This is a genomic window from Myxococcota bacterium (genome assembly GCA_039030075.1).
GTDB lineage: Bacteria > Myxococcota_A > UBA9160 > UBA9160 > SMWR01 > JAHEJV01.
The window spans coordinates 109,428-131,881 of the sequence record JBCCEW010000014.1 but is presented as its reverse complement, the minus strand read 5'-3'; the positions used below and the strand labels follow the sequence as shown (position 1 = coordinate 131,881).

The 22,454-nt window shown below is 68.8% G+C and carries 21 protein-coding genes; 20 read left to right on the top strand and 1 reads right to left on the bottom strand.

The genetic code is table 11. The features are described from left to right. The first annotated feature begins 23 nt into the window (after nt 1–23). The 20 genes from rpmJ to recG all read left to right on the top strand — a co-directional run bounded on the left by rpmJ (nt 24) and on the right by recG (nt 21,153). Entirely contained in the window at nt 24–137 is a 114-nt protein-coding gene (gene rpmJ / locus AAF430_15920) for a 50S ribosomal protein L36 (protein MEM7411718.1), read from the top strand. A gap of 12 nt (nt 138–149) precedes the next feature. Continuing rightward, complete coding sequence (rpsM, locus tag AAF430_15915; GenBank protein MEM7411717.1) at nt 150–530, top strand: 30S ribosomal protein S13; 381 nt, start codon at nt 150–152, stop codon at nt 528–530. A 16-nt stretch (nt 531–546) separates the two neighbouring features. Next, entirely contained in the window at nt 547–927 is a 381-nt protein-coding gene (rpsK, locus tag AAF430_15910) for a 30S ribosomal protein S11 (protein MEM7411716.1), read from the top strand. Nucleotides 928–937: 10 nt separating this feature from the next. After that, nucleotides 938–1,564, top strand: coding sequence for a 30S ribosomal protein S4 (rpsD, locus tag AAF430_15905; GenBank protein MEM7411715.1), 627 nt, complete (start codon nt 938–940; stop codon nt 1,562–1,564). 29 nt (nt 1,565–1,593) lie between these two features. Continuing rightward, entirely contained in the window at nt 1,594–2,619 is a 1,026-nt protein-coding gene (locus tag AAF430_15900) for a DNA-directed RNA polymerase subunit alpha (GenBank protein MEM7411714.1), read from the top strand. A 4-nt stretch (nt 2,620–2,623) separates the two neighbouring features. After that, entirely contained in the window at nt 2,624–3,067 is a 444-nt protein-coding gene (rplQ, locus tag AAF430_15895; protein MEM7411713.1) for a 50S ribosomal protein L17, read from the top strand. Nucleotides 3,068–3,073: 6 nt separating this feature from the next. Then, a complete protein-coding gene (locus tag AAF430_15890) occupies nt 3,074–3,601 on the top strand; it encodes a TlpA disulfide reductase family protein (GenBank protein MEM7411712.1) in 528 nt (175 codons plus the stop codon). A gap of 70 nt (nt 3,602–3,671) precedes the next feature. Then, nucleotides 3,672–3,968 (top strand): septum formation initiator family protein, encoded by a 297-nt coding sequence (locus tag AAF430_15885; protein MEM7411711.1) that lies wholly within the window; start codon nt 3,672–3,674, stop codon nt 3,966–3,968. Between the two features lie 36 nt (nt 3,969–4,004). Continuing rightward, complete coding sequence (gene argS, locus AAF430_15880; GenBank protein ID MEM7411710.1) at nt 4,005–5,738, top strand: arginine--tRNA ligase; 1,734 nt, start codon at nt 4,005–4,007, stop codon at nt 5,736–5,738. Beyond that, nucleotides 5,738–6,334 (top strand): SPOR domain-containing protein, encoded by a 597-nt coding sequence (locus tag AAF430_15875; GenBank protein ID MEM7411709.1) that lies wholly within the window; start codon nt 5,738–5,740, stop codon nt 6,332–6,334. Before argS ends, AAF430_15875 begins: the two co-directional genes overlap by 1 nt. A 3-nt stretch (nt 6,335–6,337) precedes the next feature. Then, entirely contained in the window at nt 6,338–7,240 is a 903-nt protein-coding gene (rfbD, locus tag AAF430_15870) for a dTDP-4-dehydrorhamnose reductase (GenBank protein MEM7411708.1), read from the top strand. Continuing rightward, a complete protein-coding gene (gene lepA / locus AAF430_15865; protein ID MEM7411707.1) occupies nt 7,237–9,042 on the top strand; it encodes a translation elongation factor 4 in 1,806 nt (601 codons plus the stop codon). The genes rfbD and lepA overlap by 4 nt, the downstream gene beginning before the upstream one ends. Further along, nucleotides 9,039–9,842 (top strand): signal peptidase I, encoded by an 804-nt coding sequence (gene lepB, locus AAF430_15860; GenBank protein MEM7411706.1) that lies wholly within the window; start codon nt 9,039–9,041, stop codon nt 9,840–9,842. The genes lepA and lepB overlap by 4 nt, the downstream gene beginning before the upstream one ends. Nucleotides 9,843–10,004: 162 nt before the next feature. Beyond that, a complete protein-coding gene (gene pyrR / locus AAF430_15855) occupies nt 10,005–10,601 on the top strand; it encodes a bifunctional pyr operon transcriptional regulator/uracil phosphoribosyltransferase PyrR (GenBank protein ID MEM7411705.1) in 597 nt (198 codons plus the stop codon). Beyond that, on the top strand, nt 10,598–11,542 hold the full coding sequence (locus AAF430_15850) for an aspartate carbamoyltransferase catalytic subunit (GenBank protein MEM7411704.1): 945 nt from the start codon (nt 10,598–10,600) through the stop codon (nt 11,540–11,542). The genes pyrR and AAF430_15850 overlap by 4 nt, the downstream gene beginning before the upstream one ends. Nucleotides 11,543–11,544: 2 nt before the next feature. Next, nucleotides 11,545–12,834 (top strand): dihydroorotase, encoded by a 1,290-nt coding sequence (locus tag AAF430_15845; protein MEM7411703.1) that lies wholly within the window; start codon nt 11,545–11,547, stop codon nt 12,832–12,834. Continuing rightward, nucleotides 12,831–14,036 (top strand): glutamine-hydrolyzing carbamoyl-phosphate synthase small subunit, encoded by a 1,206-nt coding sequence (carA, locus tag AAF430_15840; GenBank protein MEM7411702.1) that lies wholly within the window; start codon nt 12,831–12,833, stop codon nt 14,034–14,036. Before AAF430_15845 ends, carA begins: the two co-directional genes overlap by 4 nt. Before the next feature lie 4 nt (nt 14,037–14,040). Then, nucleotides 14,041–17,256, top strand: a complete 3,216-nt coding sequence (carB, locus tag AAF430_15835; protein MEM7411701.1) for a carbamoyl-phosphate synthase large subunit — start codon at nt 14,041–14,043, stop codon at nt 17,254–17,256. Beyond that, entirely contained in the window at nt 17,253–18,716 is a 1,464-nt protein-coding gene (locus AAF430_15830) for an acetyl-CoA acetyltransferase (GenBank protein MEM7411700.1), read from the top strand. The genes carB and AAF430_15830 overlap by 4 nt, the downstream gene beginning before the upstream one ends. A 43-nt stretch (nt 18,717–18,759) precedes the next feature. Beyond that, nucleotides 18,760–21,153, top strand: coding sequence for an ATP-dependent DNA helicase RecG (gene recG, locus AAF430_15825; GenBank protein MEM7411699.1), 2,394 nt, complete (start codon nt 18,760–18,762; stop codon nt 21,151–21,153). 58 nt (nt 21,154–21,211) lie between these two features. On the opposite strand, the gene AAF430_15820 is transcribed toward recG, so the two are convergent. Further along, nucleotides 21,212–22,411 (bottom strand): vWA domain-containing protein, encoded by a 1,200-nt coding sequence (locus AAF430_15820; protein MEM7411698.1) that lies wholly within the window; start codon nt 22,409–22,411, stop codon nt 21,212–21,214. Nucleotides 22,412–22,454 lie beyond the last annotated feature (43 nt).

The window sequence follows — 22,454 nt, the reverse complement described above, 5'->3', positions numbered from 1 at the left end:
TGCGGGGCGTCGGGAGACACGAAATGAAGGTACGCGCTTCGGTTCGAAAGATGTGTGCGAAGTGCCGGATCATCAAACGCCGGGGGATCATTCGCGTGATCTGCGAGAACCCCAAGCACAAGCAGCGACAAGGCTAGAAGGAAGCTCCGATGGCACGCATCGCCGGAATCGACCTGCCCCGAAACAAGCGCATCGACATCGCGCTCACTTATATCCACGGAATCGGCCGCACCAGCGCCGTCAAGATCTGCGAGGCCGCGAGCATCGCGCCCGACGCGAACGCCGACACGCTGGCCGACTCGGAACTCGTGCATCTGCGCGAGGTGATCGAGCGCGACTACAAGGTGGAAGGTGATCTGCGCCGCGACACGTCGCAGAACATCAAGATGCTGATGGACATCGGCTGCTACCGGGGGCTCCGCCACCGGCGTGGCCTCCCGGTCCGTGGGCAGCGAACGCATACCAACGCGCGTACCCGCAAGGGCCCCGCGAAGACCGTCGCCGGCAAGAAGTCGGCCACCAAGAAGTAGACCAGAGAGGCGACCCGTGAAAAAGGGCGGCAAGAAGAAGGTCAAGAAGAACGTTCAGTCGGGCGTGGTGCACGTCCAGTCGACGTTCAACAACACGATCATCACGATCACCGATCCCTCCGGCGGCGCGCTGGCGTGGTCGACGGCTGGCGGCCAGGGCTTCAAGGGCTCGCGCAAGTCCACTCCGTTCGCTGCGCAGGTGGCGGCCGAGGAGTGCGCGAAGAAGGCCATGGAGCACGGCGTGCGACAGGCGGCGGTGTTCGTGAAGGGCCCGGGTTCGGGCCGTGAGTCGGCGGTGCGAGCCATCCAGGCCGCCGGCATCAAGGTGACGATGATCCGCGACGTCACCCCGATTCCCCACAACGGATGCCGCCCGCCGAAGCGGCGCCGGGTCTAGAGGATTTCGCATGGCGCGATACAACGATGCAGTCTGCCGGCTCTGCCGCCGCGAGGGCACGAAGCTCTTCCTGAAGGGCGATCGCTGCTTCTCTCCGAAGTGCGGAGTCGAGCGACGCGGCTATCCCCCGGGACAACACGGCCAGGGGCGCACGCGCTTCTCCGACTACGGCGTCCAGCTGCGCGAGAAGCAGAAGGTGCGCCGCATGTACGGGCTGCTCGAGAAGCAGTTCGCGAGCACGATGAAGCGCGCGTCGCGGATGAAGGGGCGAGCGGGTGAGAACCTGCTGATCCTGCTCGAGCGCCGCCTCGACAACGTGGTGTTCCGGCTGGGCTTCGCGACCTCGCGTGCCGAGGCCCGCCAGCTGATCAAGCACGGCCACTTCCAGGTGAACGGCCGGAAGGCGTCGATTCCGTCGATGCAGCTGCGCGCGGGCGATCTCGTCACGCTGCGCGAGAAGTCGCGGAAGGTCGAGCGGATCTCGGGCGCGCTGGAGGCCCTCGAGGGCAAGAGCGTCCCGCAGTGGCTCGAGATCGACAAGACCAACTTCGCGGGCTCGGTGAAGGCGCTTCCGGTGCGGGAAGACATCACGATGCCCATCCAAGAGCAGCTCATCGTCGAGCTGTACTCGCGCTAATCCCGCCCCTATCTGCCGAAAGGGAGTCCATGGACCAGGAAATCATCGCGAAAAACTGGCGTGAACTGATCCGACCTCGTGACCTCGAGACCGAGGACGGGGGAGCGACCGAGAGCTACGGCCGCTTCTCCTGCGAACCGCTCGAGCGCGGTTTCGGCCTCACGCTGGGCAATGCGCTCCGACGCGTGCTGCTCTCCTCGCTTCAGGGATCGGCGGTCACGTCGGTCAAGATCGAGGGCGTCCTCCACGAGTTCTCGACGATGCCGGGCGTCATGGAAGACGTCTCGGACATCGTTCTGAATCTGAAGGAAGTGCGCCTCCGAGCCCACGGTGAAGGGCCGAAACTGCTGCGTGTCCACAAGACGGGCGAGGGCATCCTCTACGCTCGGGACCTGGTAGTGGACGACCCGACCGTCGAGGTGATGAACCCGGATCACAAGATCGCGACCCTGGCGCCCGACGCCGACGTCGAGATGGAAGTGACGGTCAACAGCGGCAAGGGCTACGTGGCCGCCGAGAAGAACAAGACCGACGACATGCCGATCGGCACCATCCCGATCGACTCGATCTTCTCGCCGGTGCACAAGGTCAACTACAGCGTCACGCCCGCGCGCGTGGGCCGTGAGACCGACTTCGACAAGCTCTCGATGGAGATCTGGACCGACGGGACGGTGGCGCCGGTCGATTCGCTCGCCTTCGCCGCGAAGATCCTGAAGGAACAGCTCGCCATCTTCATCAACTTCGAAGAGCCGACCGAGTCGCTCGCGCCCCTCGCCGAGGAGCCTGCGCCGCTCAACCCGAATCTCTTCAAGTCGGTCGACGAGCTGGAGCTGTCCGTCCGTTCGGCGAACTGCCTCCAGAACGCGAACATCCGCCTGATTGGTGAGCTGGTGCAGCGCACCGAGGGCGAGATGCTCAAGACCAAGAACTTCGGCCGCAAGTCGTTGAACGAGATCAAGGAAGTGCTCGCGAGCATGAGCCTCGAACTCGGCATGCGGATCGACAACTTCCCGTCGCGCGCGGAGATCGAGCGCATGCGGGAGCGCGAGGTCTAGTCCGATGCGCCATCGCGTCGATACGCGCAAGTTCGGGCGTACCAGCGCCCACCGTCTGGCGATGTTTCGCAACCTCGTCACATCGCTGCTCGAGCACGAGCAGGTGGAGACGACCCACGCGAAGGCGCGCGAGCTGCGTCGCATCGCCGATCGGATGATCACGCTGGGCAAGCGCGGCGACCTCCATGCGCGCCGGCGGGCCCTCCGCATCGTGCGCACCAAGGACGCCACTACGAAGCTCTTCGGCGAGCTCGCCGAGCGCTACGCGGATCGCGCGGGCGGCTACACCCGGGTGGTGAAGAGCCGACGTCGCGTCGGCGACGCCGCCGAGATGGCGATCGTCCAGCTGATCGAGGCCGAGGCCGAGCCGGCGCCCAAGAAGAAGAAGTCGAAGAAGAAGGCCGCGTCGAAGAAGAAGCAGGAGACTGCGGACTCCGACGAGGCCTGATCCTCGGTGGATCGAGCGGGGCCCTGGTTGGTCGCGGGCGCGATCGCGCTCGCCGTGGCCTTTGCGGTCCTGGGCGGGTCGGAGACACCGAACCCGGTCAACCGGGGCAGCGCGGCTCCTGCCTTCTCCCTGCCGAGGGTGCCGGGCGCCCAGCCGGTGACGCTCGACGATCTCCGCGGTCGGGTGGTGCTCCTCAACTTCTGGGCGACCTGGTGCAAGCCCTGCGAGGACGAGATGCCGGCCATGCAGCGCCTCCACGAGGCCCTGGTGGCCGATGGGCTCGAGCTCGTCGCGATCTCAGTGGACGAGACCGAGGCGCCGGTCGAGTCGTTCCAGCAGCGTCTCGGACTCACCTTCCCGATCCTCTGGGACGGCGATCAGGCCGTCGCCGAGAGCTACCAGGCCTATCGCTTTCCCGAGACCCTGCTGATCGATCGCGACGGGGTGGTGGTCGAGCGTTACATCGGGCCCCGCGAGTGGGACGACCCGAGCTACATCGAGCGGATCCGGCGTCTGCTCGGCGGAACCGGTTAGGCGGCCGCCGCGGGGCAGGGCGCGGGCGGCGGCTCGCGCTACCTTTCCGCCAACGGCTCTGGGGGGAACCGTGAAAGGCGTGTGGTGGGCGATCGCCATCGCCGGGGTCGCGCTCGGCTTGGCGTGGATCGACGGCGAATCGGGCCTGCGACCGTGGTGGGCGCTGCGTGCTGACCTCGAACGTACCGAGGCTCGGATCGAGGCCCTGCGCCTGGAAGTGGTTTCCCTCGAAGCCCAGACGGGCGACCTCCAGGACGACCCGTTCCTGGTGGAGCGCGCCATTCGTGAGGGGCTCGAGTACGCCCGACCCGGCGAGACGATCGTCCGGCTGGCACCTCGGGGTGCCGCAAATGCTCGAATTCCTTGACCTAATTCCTACGACGGGCGACCCTGGACCGTTCTGATGCGCGAGCAGCTCCACCAGACCTTGAAGGATCTGATCCAGTCCCTCCTCGACGAGGCGGGGGACGCGGGTCCGGTCCCCGATTTCGCGTTGGAAACCCCTCGCAACGAGGACCACGGCGACTTCGCCTGCAACGCGGCCATGCTCTTGGCGAAGCGACTGAAGCAGCCGCCGCGTGCGATCGCCGAGCGCCTGATCGAGCGCATCGGCCAGCTCGACGGACCCATCCAGAAAGCCGAGGTGGCGGGCCCGGGCTTCGTGAACCTGTGGCTTTCCGAGCAGCGCTGGCACTCGCTCCTGCGCGACGTGTTGGCCGCGGGGGCGCGCTATGGCCACGCCGACTGGGGCGCCGGGAAGCGCGTACAGGTCGAGTTTGTCTCGGCGAATCCGACCGGGCCGCTCACCCTCGGCCACGGACGGCAGGCCGTTCTGGGCGACGCGATCGCGCGGCTTCTCGAGGCGACCGGGCACGACGTCACGCGCGAGTACTACTTCAACAACGGCGGTCGGCAGATGCGGGTGCTCGGCCAGTCGGTGAAGGCACGCTACCTGGAACAGCTCGGGAAGGCCGCGCCGCCGAGTGCCGAAGCGATGGCCGATCCGGAAAAGGCCTGGCTGGAAGAAGTCGACGGCTTGCCCGTCGTCTTCCCGCACGACGGTTACCAGGGCGCCTACATCGGTGAGCTCGCGGCGGGTCTGGTCTCCGCGCATGGCGACGCCCTGGTGGACGAAGAGCCCGAGGCGGTCTTCCGCGAGACGGCCGAGACCCAGATCTTCGCGGAAATCCGCAAGACCCTCGGCGATCTCGCCATCCACTTCGACGTCTACAGCAACGAGCGCGATCTCTACGAGGGGGGTGACCTCGAGCGCGCGCTCACCGATCTCGAAGCGGCCGGACTGCTCTTCGACGAAGACGGAGCGCGCTGGCTGCGCGCGACGTCGAAGGGGCTCGAGCGCGACCGTGTCCTCGTGCGGCGGACGGGGGAGCCGACCTATCTGCTCCCCGACATCGCCTACCACCGGCAGAAGTTCGCGCGCGGTTTCGACGCGGTGATCGACGTCCAGGGGGCCGACCACAAGGAGCAGTTCCCCTACGTCGTGGCCGGCGCCGAGGCCCTCGGCTGCGATCCGGACCGCATCGAACTCGTCATGAACCAGTTCGTCACGCTGACCCGCGGCGGCGAGCAGGTGAAGCAATCCACTCGGAAGGCCACCTATATCACGGTGGACGAACTGCTCGAACAGGTGGGTGCCGACGTCTTCCGCTTCTTCATGGTGCAGCGACGCGCCGAGAGCCACCTCGACTTCGATCTGGATCTCGCCGAAGACACCGACTGGAAGAAGAACCCGACCTACACGCTCCAGTACGCCCACGCGCGCACCCACGCGATCGAGCGCAAGGCGCGCGAGCTGGGCGTGGCGTTGCCCGACGCGGAGAGCGTGGACGCGACCCCGCTGGTGCTACCCGAGGAGCTGGAGATCCTGAAGAAGATCTCCGAGTTCCCCGAGGTCGTCTCCCAGGCGGCGAAGACCCGCGAACCCCACCATCTGTGTTACTACGGCCGCGACCTCGCGGGCCTCTGGAACCCCTATCAGCAGGACGGTGTTCGGCACCGTGTGCTCTCCGACGACCCCGCGCTCACGAACGCGCGCCTCGGGCTCGCCCTAGCGGTCCGCACGACCCTGTCGGGCGTGCTCTCGCTGCTCGGAATCTCCACCCCGGAGCGGATGTGATGCAGAGCGAACGACGACGGGCGGGTTGGCTCAGTACCCTGGTGGCGTTGGTCTTGCTGGTGGTCGCCGGCTTTCTGTTCGGCGCCATGGCCGGGTTCCTCTGGGAGGAGCCCCGGCTGGTCTTCGCGTATCTGAGCGGCGAGTCCGAATCCGTCGACTGGTCCGACCCGACGCCGACCGAAGCCTCGCTGCCCGAAGTGGCGGCTCCGCCGCCGCCGAAGACCGCCTCGGCACCCAAGGCGTCCACTCCGAAGGTGCAGACCGTTTCGACGGCCAAGGTCGAGACCGCGAAGGTCCAGAAGCCGAAGCGCGAGAGCGCCCCGAAGCCCGCACCGCCCGTGTCCGCACGGCCGCCGCGGGGCTTCGCGGTGCAGGTGGGATCCTTCGAGGAGAGCGCTGCCGCCGACCGGCTGGCGGTTTCCCTACGCGATCGCGGCTACACGACCTACGTGAAGACCGATCCCGCGTCGGCGGGCCGACGCTGGCGCGTGCGGGTCGGGCCCGTCCCGGCGCGCGAGGAAGCGGTGCGCCTGGCCTCGAAGCTCGAGAAGCGCGAGAAGCTCCCGACCTGGGTCCTGGAAGAGACCGGGGAGTAGCCCGTGCCGCTCCACTGGTTCGTGACTGGCAGCCGAGGGCAACTCGGCCGCGCCCTCACCGAGCAGCTGCGTGCTGCGGGTGCCGGGGTGACGACGGCGTCCCACGACGAGTTGGACATCGCCGATGCCGCCGCGGTGAAGGCCCGGCTCGCGGAGTTACCGCGACCGATCGTGTGCGTGAACGCAGCGGGCTTCACCCACGTCGACCGCTGCGAACGAGAACCCGAGGCGGCGGAGCACGGCAACGCCCGGGGGCCGGCGAGCCTGGCCGAGGCGTGCGTCGAGCACGACGCCGGGCTGGTCCACGTCTCGACCGACTATGTGTTCGCGGGCGATGCCCAGACGCCGTATCCCGAGGACGCCCCGACGGCGCCGCGCTCGGTGTACGGGCGCACCAAGCTGGCCGGTGAGCAGGCGGTGCTGGCCGCTTCGCCGCGCTTCCTGGTGGTCCGGACGAGCTGGGTGTTCGGGGCTGGACGCAACTTCCTGGTCGCCATCCTGAATCAGGCGGCGTTGCGGCGTCGAGGGGAGGCGAGCGGCCCGCTACGGGTCGTGGCCGACCAGTCGGGACGGCCGACCTACGCCACCGATCTCGCCGCCGCGATCGTGCAGTTGGTCGAGGCCGATGCGACGGGTCTCTTCCACTTTGCGAACGCCGGCGTCGCGACCTGGTGGGACCTGGCGCGCTTCGTCCTCGACGAGGCCGGCTTCGGCGAACTTCAGGTCGATCGCATCACCACGGGCGAGATCGCGGCGGACGCTCCGCGTCCGGCCTGGTCGGTGCTGGGCACCGAGCGCGCCGAGGGCCTCGGCGTCACCCCACGACCCTGGCAAGAGGCCGTGCGCGCCTACCTGGCGTCGCCGGACGCGCCGAAGCTCGAACTCGAGCCGACGAGGGCGTCATGAGCGTCTCGCGGGAGAAGATCCGCAACTTCTGCATCGTCGCCCACATCGACCATGGCAAGAGCACACTGGCCGACCGACTGCTCGATGCGACCGGAACCCTCTCGGACCGCGAACGCCGCGCCCAGTTTCTCGACAAGATGGAGCTCGAACGCGAGCGTGGGATCACGATCAAGGCCCAGACCGCGCGGATGGAGTACACGGCGCGGGACGGGGAGACCTATCTCCTCAACCTGATCGACACGCCGGGCCACGTGGACTTCTCCTACGAGGTTTCGCGCGCGCTGCAGGCCTGCGAAGGCGCGGTGCTGGTCGTGGATGCGGCCCAGGGCATCGAGGCCCAGACCCTCGCGAATGCCTATCTCGCGGTGGATGCAGGCCTCGAGATCGTGCCGGTCGTCAACAAGATCGACCTTCCCGCGGCCGACCCGGATCGCGTGGCCGAAGAGATCGAGGAAGTGGTCGGCCTCGACGCCGCCGACGTCATCCCGGTGTCGGCGAAGGAAGGGAAGGGCATCGAGGATCTCCTCGAACGCATCGTGTCGGTGATGCCACCGCCGAAAGGCGATGCCCACGTCGCGCCCCGCGCCCTGGTCTTCGACTCCTGGTTCGATCCCTACGTCGGCGCGATCATGCTGGTGCGCATCGTCGACGGGGCGCTGCGTCCCGGCCAGAAGATCCGCATGATGGCCATGGGAGCGGAGCGCGACATCCAGACGGTGCATGTCCTCGACCCCCACCCGCGCGAGGTGAAGCAGCTCGAGGCGGGCGAGGTGGGCATGGTCGTGGCCGGGATCAAGACCCTGGCCGAAGTGCGCATCGGCGACACCCTCACCGATGCGAAGGCACCGGCCGAGGAGCCGCTTCCCGGGTTCCAGGACGTGAAACCGATGGTGTTCACCGGGCTCTACCCGGTCGATGCCGAGGACTACGAAGACCTGAAGGTGGCCCTGGAGAAGCTCCAGCTGAACGATGCGTCGCTGGTCTACGAGCCGGAGACGAGTGCCGCGCTGGGGTTCGGGTTTCGCTGCGGGTTCCTGGGTTTCCTCCACTCCGAGATCGTTCAGGAGCGGCTCGAGCGCGAGTACGACCTCGACCTGATCTCGACGGCGCCCACCGTGCGCTACCGGGTGGTTCCGAAGGAGGGCGAGCCGGTCGAGATCGAGACCCCGTCGGCGCTGCCGCCCCCGGGCGATCTCGACCGCGTGGAAGAGCCGATGATCCTGGCCACCATCCACGTGCCGCCCGATTTCGTCGGAGCGGTCCTGGCGCTCTGCCAGGAGCGTCGCGGTCAGCAGCGCGACATGCATCACCATGGGTCGCGGGTGCAGGTGCGCTACGAGCTTCCGCTGGCCGAGGTGGTGCTGGACTTCCATGACCGCATCAAGAGCGCTACGCGCGGCTACGGGTCCTTCGACTACGAGCTGATCGGATACCGCCCCTCGGATCTGACGCGCCTCGACGTGCTGGTGAACGGCGATCCCGTCGACGCACTCTCGCTGATCGTGCATCGCGAGAAGGCCTTCCACCGCGGAACCGAGCTGGTGCGCAAGTTGAAGGAATTCATTCCGCGCCAGATGTACGAAGTGGCGCTCCAGGCCGCGATCGGCAGCCGCGTGATTGCGCGCACGACGGTCAAGGCGCTTCGCAAGAACGTGACGGCAAAGTGCTACGGCGGTGACATCACCCGAAAGCGGAAGCTGCTCGAGAAGCAGAAGGAGGGGAAGCGCCGCCTCAAGAAGGTCGGCTCCGTCGAGATTCCCCAGGAAGCCTTCTTGGCGGCACTCCGTCTCGACGACTCGTGAGCGCCCGGGTCGAGACGCCTCCTCCCGAATCGTCGCCTCCTTCCCAGGAGGAAGACGCTCGCAGTGCGAAGCGGCACGCAGGCGAGCAGTTCGTCGTGTTGCTCGCCGCGATCGCGATCGCGCTGGGGATCCGGGTCTTCGTCGTGGAACCGTTCCGGATCCCTTCCGGGTCGATGCTCCCCACGCTCTACATCGGTGACCACCTCTTCGTGAACAAGTTCGTCTACGGCGCGCGGATTCCCGGCACCGATCTACGACTACCCGCCTGGCGCGATCCGCGCCGCGGCGAGGTCGTGGTGTTCAGCGTCGCGCGGGATGGGAGCCAGACCGAGCCCGCCGATCGCGCGCCCGAGTGGCCCCGAGAGCAATACGTGAAGCGGATCGTCGGATTGCCAGGCGACCGGATCGACATCGTCGACGAGGTGGTGTTCGTGAACGGCGAGCCGATTTCGCGCGAGCGCGGCGTGTCGGCGTTCGCGGACGAGACCGGTCGCGACCTGCGCGTCGATCGTGTACTCCTGCCCGAGCGCAGCTTCCGCGTTCTCGACGATCCCGGGCTGCGCTCGCGGTCCGGGAACTTCGAGGTGGAGCCGCAGCGCTACTTCGTCCTGGGAGACAACCGTGACTACTCGAAGGACAGCCGCTTCTGGGGCACCGTCCACCGCGACGAGCTCCACGGTCCGGCATTCCTGCTCTACTGGTCCTGGGACTTCAACGGGGACTGGGTGGCGCTCCTGGACCCGCGGCAGTGGTGGGGATCCGAGGTGCGCTGGAGCCGGATCGGGCGCCCCGTCGAGTAGGGCGAACGCCGTTCGGGTGAGCCGCCTGGCGGGTCTCTGAGGCCCGCTCTATCCTCCGGCCGTCTGCTCTTTTAATTCCGTCCCGAGAGGCGGAGAAAGCGCAACCCGGTGAAGCCGCCCGCCCCCCAAGCACGGGCGGAGGGGAGCCAAGAGGCCTCCTCCGTGCCGACCTCGAACGCCGCCCGAAACCGCGGCCCGGCTCGGCAGTTGCTCGACGACGCCGGCATTCGGCGTTCGCTGACCCGCATCGCCCACGAGATCATCGAGCGGACGCCCGCGCCCGATCAGCTCTACCTGGTGGCGATTCCGAACGGGGGCGTGCCGCTGGCGCGCCAGCTCGCCAAGGATCTCCGCCAGCTCGCCGACCTGCGCATCCCGATCGGGATCCTCGACACGACGCTCTACCGCGACGACCTGCTCTCGACCGGCGAGCGGCCCGCGCTCCGGCGCACCGAAATGCCCTCGGCGGTGGACGATCACGTGGTGGTCCTGGTGGACGACGTCGTGAAGACCGGGCGCACGATCCGGGCGGCGATGGACGCCCTGATGGATTTCGGACGGCCGCGGGCCGTGCAGGTGGTCGGCCTGGTCGATCGCGGTCACCGCGAGCTGCCGATCAAGCTCGACTACGTCGGCAAGAACGTCCCGACCGGACTCGCCGACGACGTGAAGCTTCGAGAGAAGAGCGATGCCGAGGGGGAGCTCGAGCTCGTGGTCTACAGCCACGGGGATGAGCACGAGGGGGAGGGCGGAGCGTGATCGGACGGGATCTCCTGGGGACGGACGATCTCGATCGCGAGGCGATCGAGCGGATTCTCGATACGGCCGAACACATGGCCGAGATCGGGGGGCGTGACGTCAAGAAGGTGCCCACGCTGCGTGGGCGGACGATCATCAACCTCTTCTTCGAAGCTTCGACGCGCACGCGGGCGAGCTTCGAGATCGCGGGCAAGCGGCTCTCCGCCGACGTGATCAACTTCTCGCCTTCGGGCTCGAGCCTCAAGAAGTCCGAGAGCATCCTCGACACCGCGAAGACCCTGGACGCGATGGACCCGGACGCCGTCGTGGTGCGCCACGCGGTCGCCGGTGTGCCGCATCGGATCGCCGATGTGCTGGACGCCCCGGTGATCAACGCGGGGGACGGCGCCCACGAGCACCCGACCCAGGCCCTCCTCGACTGCTTCACCGTGCGCCAGGCGAAGGGGCGCATCGACGGCCTCACGGTGACGATCGTGGGGGACATCCTGCACTCGCGGGTCGCGCGCTCGAACGTACACGTGTTCCGGAAGCTCGGGGCCAACGTCCGGGTCGTGGCGCCGCCCCCGATGATCCCGCCCGCGATCGAGGAGAGCTTCGGCGTCAAGGCCACCACCTCCCTGCGCGAGGGCTTGGAGGGCGCCGATGTCGTGATGGCGCTGCGGATCCAGAACGAGCGTCTCGAGGGGGCCTTCTTCCCCAGCGTCCGCGAGTACTCCGCCACCTTCGGGATCGACCGCGCCAAGCTGCAATACGCCAACCCGGACGCCATCGTGATGCATCCGGGTCCGATCAACCGCGGGGTCGAGCTGTCCCACGATATCGCCGACCACCGACCGAGCGTGATCCTCGATCAGGTGCGCAACGGCGTCGCTCTGCGGATGGCGGTCCTCTACCTCTTCGCAGGACGCGCACCGCGCGATGCCGAGGGGGGCCAGGAGTAGGCATGCAGGTCTTGATTCGAGGCGGCCGGGTGATCGACCCGGCCAGCGATACCGACGCGGTCGAGGACCTGCTGCTGGTGGACGGCCGCGTGGCCGAGCATGGTCCGCAGATCGACGCGCCGGAGGCCGAGTTGATCGACGCCCGCGGCTGCTGGGTCACGCCGGGCTTCGTGGACCTGCACACCCACCTGCGGGAGCCGGGCCAGGAATACAAAGAAGACATCGCGACGGGGGGGCGGTCGGCCGCGGCCGGGGGCTTCACCGGAATCGCGTGCATGGCGAATACCCACCCGGTGAACGACGACCCGGCGACCACGGACTTCATTCTCGACCGGGCGCGCCAGGACTCTCCCGTGCGGGTGTACCCGGTGGCCGCGGCCACGAAGGGCCTCGAAGGCAAAGTCATGACCGAGATGGCCGCCCTCAAGGCGGCCGGCGCCGTGGCCTTCAGCGACGATGGCAAGACGATCATGGACACCGGCGTCATGCGTCGCGTTCTCGAGTACTCGAAGCTGGTCGACGCACCGGTAATCACCCACGCCGAGGACCGCACGCTGGTCGGTTCCGGCGTCGTGAACGAGGGCATGATCTCGACGAAGCTCGGGCTGCCCGGCAACCCGGCGATGGCCGAAGAGCTGCACGTGAGCCGCGACGTGATGCTTGCCGAGTTCACCGGAGCGCACGTGCACGTGGCGCACGTCTCCACGCGAGGCGGGGTCGAGCACGTCCGCGCCGCCCGCGAGCGAGGGGTGCACGTGACCGCCGAGGTGACGCCCCACCATCTCACGCTCACCGACGCCGAGGTGCTCGAGTACGACACCAACGCCAAGGTGGCGCCGCCCCTGCGGTCGAAGGCCGATCGGGACGCCTGCCGCGCCGGGCTCTGTGACGGCACGCTCGACGCGATCGCCACCGACCATGCACCCCACGCGCTCCACGAGAAGGACCTCGACTTCCGCGAGGCGCCGCCGGGCATGATCGGCTTCGAGACCGCGCTCGGCGCGGTGCTGGATCTGGTGCGGACCGGAGAGATCACGCCGCTCGAACTGGTGCGACGGCTCTCCACGACGCCGGCGCGGATTCTTCGGGTCGCCGGCGGCTCCCTCGAGCCGGGTCAGGTGGGCGACGTGGCGATCCTCGATCCGGAAGAAGCGTGGATCTACGACCCCACGAAGGGGTTCTCGAAATCGGTGAACTCCCCCTGGACGGGCAGGAGCCTGACCGGGCGGGTTCGCAAGACCTTGGTCGACGGAAGCGTGGTGTACGACGTGGAGAAGGGAATCTTGGTATGAGCGGAAAGCCGCCCGCAGCAGGGCGACTCGTGCTGGCCGACGGCACGATCTATCGCGGCGAGGCCTTCGGCGCCGTCGCGGTGGGGGTGGGCGAGGTGTGCTTCAACACCTCGCTGACCGGGTATCAGGAGATCGTCACGGATCCGTCCTACGCGGGTCAGATCGTGGCGATGACCTATCCGCAGATCGGCAACGTGGGCACGAACCCGGAAGACGAAGAGAGCCGGCGTCCCTTCCTGTCGGGCTTCATCGCCAAGGAGGTGTTCGCCCCCTCGAACTGGCGCTCGAACGAAGACCTCGACGCCTACCTCGCCCGTCACGGCGTACCCGGGCTGGCCGGGATCGACACCCGCGCCCTGGTGCGACGGATCCGCGATGGGGGCGCCCAGGTCGGCGTCCTGTCGACGGACCCGGCGGAGCAGGACGAGGCGAAGCTGCTCGAGCGCGCGCGCCAGGATCCGGGCCTCGACGGCCGGGATCTCGCCGCGGAAGTGACCTGCGACGCGTCCTATCGCTGGGACGAGGGCCGCTGGCCCGGAATCGACGGTCAGGTGCCGCGCTCCTCGCGCCCCGAGCCCCTGCGAAAGCTCGTGGCCTACGACTTCGGGATCAAGCGGAACATCCTGCGCCTGCTGGTCGAGCAGGGCTTCGACGTGCACGTGGTTCCGGCGGCGACCCCGGCGGACGAGGTGCTCGCCATGGACCCGGACGCCGTCTTCCTCTCCAATGGCCCGGGCGATCCGGCGGCGGTCGCGGGGGTCCGCGAGCACGTGCGGACGCTCGCCGAGAGCGTGCCGATGTTCGGCATCTGCCTCGGGCACCAGATCCTCGGGCTCTCCCTCGGCGGGACGACCCGCAAGCTGCTCTTCGGGCACCACGGCGGGAACCAGCCCGGGCAGGACCTGGCGACGCGGAAGGTCGCAATCTGTGCGGAGAACCACGGCTACGCGGTGGACGCCGACTCGCTGCGCGCGGCCGGTGAGCCGGTGCGCGTCACCCACGTCAACCTGAACGACGGAACGGTGGAAGGGCTCGCCCACGAGACCCGGCCGCTCTTCTCGGTCCAGTACCACCCAGAGGCGTCGCCGGGACCCCACGACGCTGCCTATTTCTTCGAACGCTTCCGCGAGATGGTGGATCGACACGTGGCAGGCGAAAAGGTGACCGGGGCCGAGATCGCCTCCGGCGCGGCGGGAGCCTAGTTCGATGCCGAGACGAGCAGACATCGAGACGATTCTCGTGATCGGCGCCGGGCCGATCGTGATCGGCCAGGCCTGCGAGTTCGACTACTCGGGCTCTCAGGGATGCAAGGCGCTCCGCGAAGAGGGCTACCGCATCGTGCTGGTCAACTCGAACCCGGCCACGATCATGACGGACCCCGAGTTCGCCGATCGCACCTACGTCGAGCCGATGACCGTCGACTCGCTCGAGCGCATCATCGCCCACGAGCGCCCCGACGTGATCCTGCCGACGCTCGGCGGCCAGACGGCGCTCAATCTGACGATCGCGCTGCACGAGGCCGGTGTGCTCGAGCGCTATGGGGTGGGGCTGATCGGTGCCCAGCTCGAGGCGATCCACAAGGCCGAAGACCGCGACGAGTTCCGGCTGGCGATGGAGAAGATCGGTCTGAAGATGCCCCAGTCGGGCTACGCCCGATCGCTGGACGACGCCCGCCGCATCGTCCAGGACACGGGCATCCCGGCGATCATCCGGCCGAGCTTCACCCTCGGTGGGACCGGCGGCGGCATTGCCTACTCGATGGAGGAGTTCGAGAAGATCGTCGAGTGGGCGCTCAGTCAATCGCCGAACCACACCTGTCTGGTCGAGCAGAGCGTGCTCGGCTGGAAGGAGTACGAACTCGAGGTGATGCGCGACTGCGCCGACAACGTCGTCATCATCTGCTCGATCGAGAACTTCGATGCGATGGGCGTCCATACCGGCGACTCGATCACGGTGGCCCCGGCCCAGACCCTGACCGACCGGGAATACCAGGAGCTGCGCGACGCCTCCCTCGCCATCATCCGCGAGATCGGGGTCGATACCGGCGGGTCGAACATCCAGTTCGGCGTCGATCCGAAGGACGGCAGCATCGTCGTGATCGAGATGAACCCGCGGGTTTCGCGCTCGTCGGCACTCGCGTCGAAGGCGACCGGCTTCCCGATCGCCAAGATCGCCGCGAAGCTCGCCGTCGGATATACGCTCGACGAGATCCGCAACGACATCACCCGGGAGACGCCGGCGAGCTTCGAGCCGTCGATCGACTACGTCGTCACGAAGACCCCGCGCTTCACCTTCGAGAAGTTCCCGGGCGTGGACGACACCCTGACCACGCAGATGAAGTCGGTCGGCGAGGCGATGGCGATCGGCCGGACCTTCAAGGAGAGCCTCCAGAAGGCGCTGCGCTCGATGGAGATCGGCCACGCCGGCCTCGAGCCGCCCGAGGTGAAGGACGACGCCGAGCTCTGGGCCGGGATCGAGCGACCCCATGCGGCACGTCTCTGGTACGTCGCCGAGGCGTTGCGGCGCGGGGCCACGGTCGACGAGCTGTACGCACGCTCCGCCCTCGACCCCTGGTTCCTCCGCAACATCGAAGAGATCGTCCAGTGGGAGAAGGACCTCGCCGCCGCGCCGGAGAGCGAACGCGCGCGCTGGCTGCGGGGCGCGAAGCAACGCGGTTTCTCGGACCGGCGGCTGGCGGATCTCTGGGGTATCTCGGAGGACGCGGTGCGCGCGTTGCGACACGAGCACGACGTGTTGCCCGTCTACAAGCGCGTCGACACCTGCGCCGCCGAGTTTGTCGCCCACACGCCGTACCTCTATTCGACCTATGAGGACGAGTGCGAAGCGGAGCCCACGGACCGCCGCAAGATCATGATCCTGGGGGGCGGGCCGAACCGGATCGGGCAGGGGATCGAGTTCGACTACTGCTGCGTCCATGCCTCCTTCGCACTCGCCGACGCGGGCTACGAGACGATCATGGTCAACTGCAACCCCGAGACCGTCTCGACGGACTACGACACGAGCGACCGGCTCTACTTCGAGCCGCTCACCCTCGAGGACGTGCTCTCGATCGTGGACAAGGAGAAGCCCGAAGGCGTGATCGTCCAGTTCGGCGGCCAGACCCCGCTGAAGCTGGCCGTCGCCCTGGAACAGGCCGGCGTACCGATCCTCGGGACGCCGCCCGAAGCGATCGACCGCGCCGAGGACCGCGAACGCTTCGAAGCGCTCCTCGAGCAGCTCGAGCTGAAGCGGCCGCCGGCGGGACTCGCGCGCAGCGACGATGAAGCCGTGCAGGTCGCCGAGCGGATCGGCTACCCGGTGCTCGTGCGGCCCTCCTACGTGCTGGGCGGCCGGGCCATGGAGATCGTCCACGACGAGGCCTCCCTGCGCGACTACATGACCTACGCCGTGCAGGCGTCGCCCGAGCATCCGATCCTCGTCGACCGTTTCCTCGCCGACGCGACGGAGGTCGACGTCGACGCGATCTGCGACGGCGATCGCGTGGTGATCGGTGGGATCATGGAACACATCGAGCAGGCGGGCGTCCACTCGGGCGATAGCGCTTGCTCGCTGCCCCCGTACTCGCTGACGAAGCCGGTGATCGACGAGATCCTGGAATCGACCCGCAAGCTCGCCCTGGAGCTCGGCGTGCGGGGACTGATGAACGTCCAGTACGCCGTGAAGGACAGCGCACTCTACGTCATCGAGGTGAACCCGCGGGCCTCGCGAACCGTTCCCTTCGTCTCGAAGGCCATCGGGAAACCGCTGGCGAAGCTCGCGGCGCTGGTGATGTCGGGCGAGAAGCTGGAGTCGCTGGGCTTCGTCGACGAGGTCTGGCCCCGACACTATTCGGTCAAGGAGGCGGTTTTCCCCTTCGTGAAGTTCCCCGGTGCCGACACTCTGCTCGGGCCCGAGATGAAGAGCACGGGCGAGGTGATGGGCATCGACTCCGACTTCGGCCGGGCCTTCGCGAAATCCCAGATCCAGGCCGGGAATCCGCTGCCTCAGGAAGGCACGGTGCTGGTCTCGGTGAAGGCCGAGGATCGAGAGGCGATCGCGCCGATCGCGCGCGATCTCTGGGAGGCCGGCTTCTCGGTGCTCGCCACGCCGGGCACGGCCGCGTCGCTGGCCGAGGCGGGCGTGGCCGCCGAGTCGGTGCCGAAGGTCGGGCGTGGCGGACCGAACGAGCGGGACACGGTGGAGCGTATCGAGGCCGGTGATGTGTCCCTGGTGATCAACACGGTCGCGAGTGATCCCACGGCAGTCCGGGACTCGGCGTCCCTGCGGCGCACGGCGCTGCTGCGATCGGTGCCGTACTTCACCACGGTGGCGGCGGCCCGTGCCGGTGCCAGCGCCGTCCGGGCGTTGCAGGCCGAGAGCATCGGGGTGCGCGCGTTGCAAGAAATCCACGCCGCGACATGAGTGACGACCGCACGCCCGTCGTGATCGGGGTCGGCTCGGTGGTTCAGCGCGAAGCGGACCCGAGCGCAGCGGTGGAACCCGTGGCGTTGATGGCCCAGGCGCTCGAGGCAGCGGCAGCCGATGCCGGCAGCCGCGAATGGCTCGAGACGGCCGACGCGCTGGCCATCCCGCGTGGCTTCTGGGACTACCCAGACCCCGGTCGCTGGGTGGCCGAGACGATCGGTGCGAAGCAGGCGCGCACCCAGTTCGCCCAGGTTGGCGTACTACAGACGACTTTGTTCGCGAAGGCCTGTACGGCGATCGCCGCGGGGGAACGCGAGGTGGTGCTCGTCGCCGGGGGCGAGGCGAAGTGGCGCGCGGCGCAAGCGGCGCGGGCCGGGGTGGAGGCCCCGGTCACCGATCAGGGCGACGTGTCGCCCGACGAGGTCTGGACGCCGGCCGCGGAGATCATCCATCCGGCCGAGCTCGCCGCCCACCTGGGCATGCCCGTACGCCAGTATGCGGTGATCGAGAACGCGCTGCGCGCCCACGAAGGGTTGAGCCTCTCCGCCCACCGCGACGAGGTGGCCGAGGTATGGTCGGGCATGAGCCGCGCGTCGGTGGAGAATCCGGACGCCTGGACCCGCGAGTTCTTTCCGCCCGAGGCGATTCGCGACGCGGCCGCCGGCAACCGGATGCTCGCCTTCCCCTACACGAAGCGGCACAACAGCCAGTGGAACGTCGATCAGGCCGCCGGCCTCGTGTTCACTTCGGTGGCGCGGGCTCGGGCCGCCGGTGTGTCCGAGTCGCAGTGGGTCTACCCGCGCGCGATCGCCGAGTCGAACTTCATGTTGCCCCTGGCCGAGCGGGCGGCGCTGCACCGCTGCGTCGGGTTCGCCGTCGCGGGCGAGACGGCGCTCGCCGCGGCCGGTCTCGGGATCGACGAGATCGCCCACCGCGAGCTCTACAGCTGTTTCCCGGCGGCGGTCCGCGTGCAGCAGCGCGAGCTCGGTCTGGACCTCACAGCGCCCGTGACCCTCGGCGGCGGCATGGCCTTCGCGGGGGGACCGCTCAACAGTTTCGTGCTCCAGGCCGCGGTGCGCATGGCCCAGACGCTCCGAACGTCCGGGGGACACGGCCTCCTGACCGCCGTCAGCGGCATGCTCACGAAACAGGGCGTCAGCGTCTGGTCGACGACGCCGGGCCCTGGGTTCTCGGCCGACGACGTGAGCACCGAGGTCGAGCGCCAGACCGAACGGCGCACGGTCGTGGCCGACTATCAGGGTCCCGCCACGGTCGCTGGGCACACGGTGGTCTTCGAGGGCGACCAACCGTCCCACACCCTCGTCATCGCCGATACGCCGAGCGGCGAGCGCGCGGTCGGGTTCCAGGCCGGCGGCGCGCTGGCAGAGCGCGCGCAACGTGAGGAACTCGCCGGTGTGCCCGTGTCCTTCGGCCCCGAAGGAGTGGCGGCGGGCTAGCCTTCGAGGGGCGTCGGCGCGCCAGGCCGTTCGCGGAGGAGCCGTGGAGGGGAGTCCGAGCCAGCTGGCCCTCGAGGCCGTGCTTCGCCCGCTGGAGTTCGCGGCACGCGACGACTACGCGCAGCTGGATCGCGTGGTGGACCTCGCGGCGTCGCTCGAGCAGGCGGCAGATCGCGCCTCGCACGGCGCGGTGCCGGTCGAGTTGCGGAAGGCGTATCGGGCGGTCCGGGACGCGTTCCGCAAGGCCAGCAAGCCGGGCGCAGAACGCGCGGCGGTCGAGCGTGCACTGACGGTGCTCGCTCCCTTCGCGCGGCCGGAGTTCGCTCGAGAAGCCCTGAACCAGCCGCCGAGTGTGCTTCCGGGGCTCGGACCCCGCCGGGCGGAACTACTGGCGAAGCGTGGCATTCGGAGCGTCGAAGATCTCCTCTACCGGCTACCGGCGAGCTACGACGACCGCCGTCATCTCGACACGATCGGGTCGCTCCAGGTCGGCCGCCACGCCACCTTCGTGGCGCGGGTGCTCGGGAGCGGCTTCGCGGGATGGCGCGGTCGGGGAGGGCGGGGTGGCCGGCTCTTCGAAGCGGTCGTGGGCGACGAAACGGGCACGGTGCAGCTCAAATGGTTCCGCGGCACCGAAGCCCTCGAGCGGACCGTCGCGAAGGGAGCGCTCCTGCTCGTGACGGGGGACGTGAAGCGCTACCGCTTCTCGCTCGAACTCCAACACCCCGAGGTCGAGCTGCTCCAGGCCGAACCCGACGAGGGGGCCGATCCCGAGGTGCCGCGGCGCATCGTGCCCCGCTATGCGACGCCCGACGGCCTGCATCCGCGCGCACTGCGGCGGGCCGTCGCGAAGGCGGTCGCGGATTTTTCGGATCTGGTACCGGGAAGGCTGCCCGATGCGCTGGTCCAGGAGCGATCGCTACCGACGCCCGCGGAAGCCCTGCGCGCGCTTCACCTGCCCGACCTCGACGCCGACGCCGTCGCCCTGAGCGATGCGCGCTCCCCTGGCCACGAGCGCTTGATTCTCGAAGAGCTCTATCTCCTCGAGCTCGGGCTCGCGCTCCGACGCGACCGTCAGGCGCGCGCGCCCGGCCTGGCCCTACAGACCCAGGGCCCGCGGCTGACGGCGGCGCTGCGCGGCTTGCCGTTTCGCTTGACCGGCGCGCAGCAGCGCGTCTGGAAGGAGATCGCGGGGGATCTCGCGCGCCCCCATCCGATGAGTCGGCTGCTGGAAGGAGACGTGGGCAGCGGCAAGACCGTCCTCGCCTATCTCGCGGCGGTTGCGGTGGCCGAGTCGGGACACCAGACCGCGCTGATGGCGCCGACCGAGCTTCTCGCCGAGCAGCACTACCGAACGCTGTGCTCGCTCGCGAAGGGGAGTGCGCTGCGCATCGCGCTCCTGACTTCCTCGGTGACGACGGGCCACGCCGAAGCGATCAAGGCCGACCTGGCGGCCGGCGAAGTCGACCTGGTCGTCGGGACCCAGGCACTCCTGCAGGAGCCGGTCGGGTTTCGCAGCCGGGGGCTGGTCGTGGTCGATGAACAGCACCGCTTCGGCGTGAAGCAGCGTGCCGCCCTGCGCGGTCGGGAGACCTACCGGCCCCACACCCTGGTGATGACGGCGACCCCGATCCCGCGCACCCTCGCCATGACGCTCCACGGCGACCTCGACCTCTCGGTCCTGGACGAGTTGCCGCCCGGACGTCAGCCGGTCCAGACGCTGCTGCTCCGGGCGGGCGAGGGGCGCGAGGTGGTGCGCGCAATTCGCGAAGCCACCGCGCGCGGCGAGCAGGTGTACGTGGTGTATCCACTGGTCGAGGAGTCCGAGCGCCTCGATCTGCGCTCTGCGAGTGAGTCGGCAGAGCGCATCGCGAGTGCGTTCCCGGATCTGCGCGTCGACCTGGTCCACGGTCGGCTCGACGCTGAGGCGCGGTCCGCGGCGATGGGACGCTTCGAGCGTGGAGAGACCCAGCTGCTCGTCTCGACCACGGTGGTCGAAGTCGGTGTCGACGTCCCGAATGCGACCTTGATGGTGATCGAGCACGCCGAGCGTTTCGGACTGGCCCAGCTGCACCAGCTGCGTGGCCGGGTGGGGCGGGGCAAGAAGCCGGGCACCTGTCTGCTGGTGGCGCGGGGCGCGAGCGAAGGCAGTGAAGCGCGCCTGGCCGCGATGCTCGAGACGACGGACGGCTTCACGATCGCCGAGGCCGACCTCCGGATTCGCGGGCCGGGGGAATTTCTGGGGACCCGCCAGCACGGGCGTCTCCCGGATCTGCGGATCGCGGATCTCTTGCGGGATCGACGCTGGCTGGCCGTCGCGCGCGAGACCGCCCACGACACGGTGCGCCGGGATCCGGGCCTCGAGCGCGATCCCGCGCTGCGCGAGGCCGTGACCCTGCGTTGGGGCGAGCCCCTTGCCCTCTCCGAAGTGGGCTGAAGGGGGCCTGGGGGAGTCCCGCCGACGCGGAGAGGGGCTCTCCGCGCCGGCGCTCCCGCTACTCGTAGGCGATGCCGGCCTTCGCCGCCTGCTCGCGCACGGTCTCGAGCACCTCGGCGTCGAAGCCGTCGCCTTCGCCTTCGGCCGCCCGGCGTGCCTGCTCCTTCTTGACGTAGGCGTCGCGCTCGACGCTCAGCGCGTCGATCTTCGTCTGGAGCCGCTGGCGGGTTTCCTGTTTCTCCTTCACGTAGGCCTCGCGCTCGGCGGGCGCGAGCTCCTGGAGCGGCTCGGGCAGGGCCTCGTCTTCGAGAGCGTCGAGGCTGGTGCTGCCCGACGCAATCGCGTCCACGAGGTCCTTCCGCCCCGCGTTGAGCCTGCCCCCGAGCTTCGAGAGGAAGCCCAGGCGCGCCGCCGCTTTGCTCGGTGCGGCGGCCACGGCCGCGTCGCGCTTCGCCTCGAGTTCGGCGCGCTCCTCGACCTTGCCGTAGGGCACCATGGTGCCGGCTAGTTCGGCGTTGAGACGGGAAAGCTCCTCGTCCATCGGCGTGGCCAGGGCCAGCATACCGCCGTCCTGACGAATGGCGGCGAACTGACCACCACCGACGCTCGCGATCTCCTGCCAGATCGGCGTGGTCGACGCGTAGCCGCCGCACTGGATGGTGTTCACGACGATGCCGAACTTGCGAGCGGCGGCCATGGTCTTCGTGTAGGGAACGTCGTTCGGGTAGTCCATGTGGGGCGGGGCGTCGCCCACCAGGAAGATCACGCGGTAGACGTCCTTGTCGCTCGACCAGTCGAGGTGATACACCGCCTCGTGCAGCGCCTGGTTGACCGACTCGGGCGTGTCGCCGCCGCCCGCCGCCTGGAAGGCACGCAGCTCGGCATCGATCGCGTCGATGTCGTCGGTCAGGGGGAATACCCGGGTCACGTAGGCGTCGCCGCGATCGCGATAGCCGACCAGGGCCATGCGGACCTCGGGGCGGGGCTGGCCGCTCGCGAGCTGGTTCGCGATCGACCAGATCTTCTGCTTCGCGCCTTCGATCAGGCCCGACATCGAGCCGGTGGTGTCGAGGACGAAGGCCACCTCGACCCGAGGAGTCTCGGAGGGCGTCGTCACCGGGGGCGTCACCGGGGGCGGGTTCGGGGTCGGTGGGGTGGGAATGCGCGGGTTCTCGCCGGCCGCCCAGGCGGTCGCGGCGATCAGGGCGACCAGCAGGCCGGCCTGCCAGACGGGTCGTCGAGTCGGGTTCGTGGACATGATCGGGCTCCTTTCGAAGGTTCCCGGTCAGCCTATGGGGACG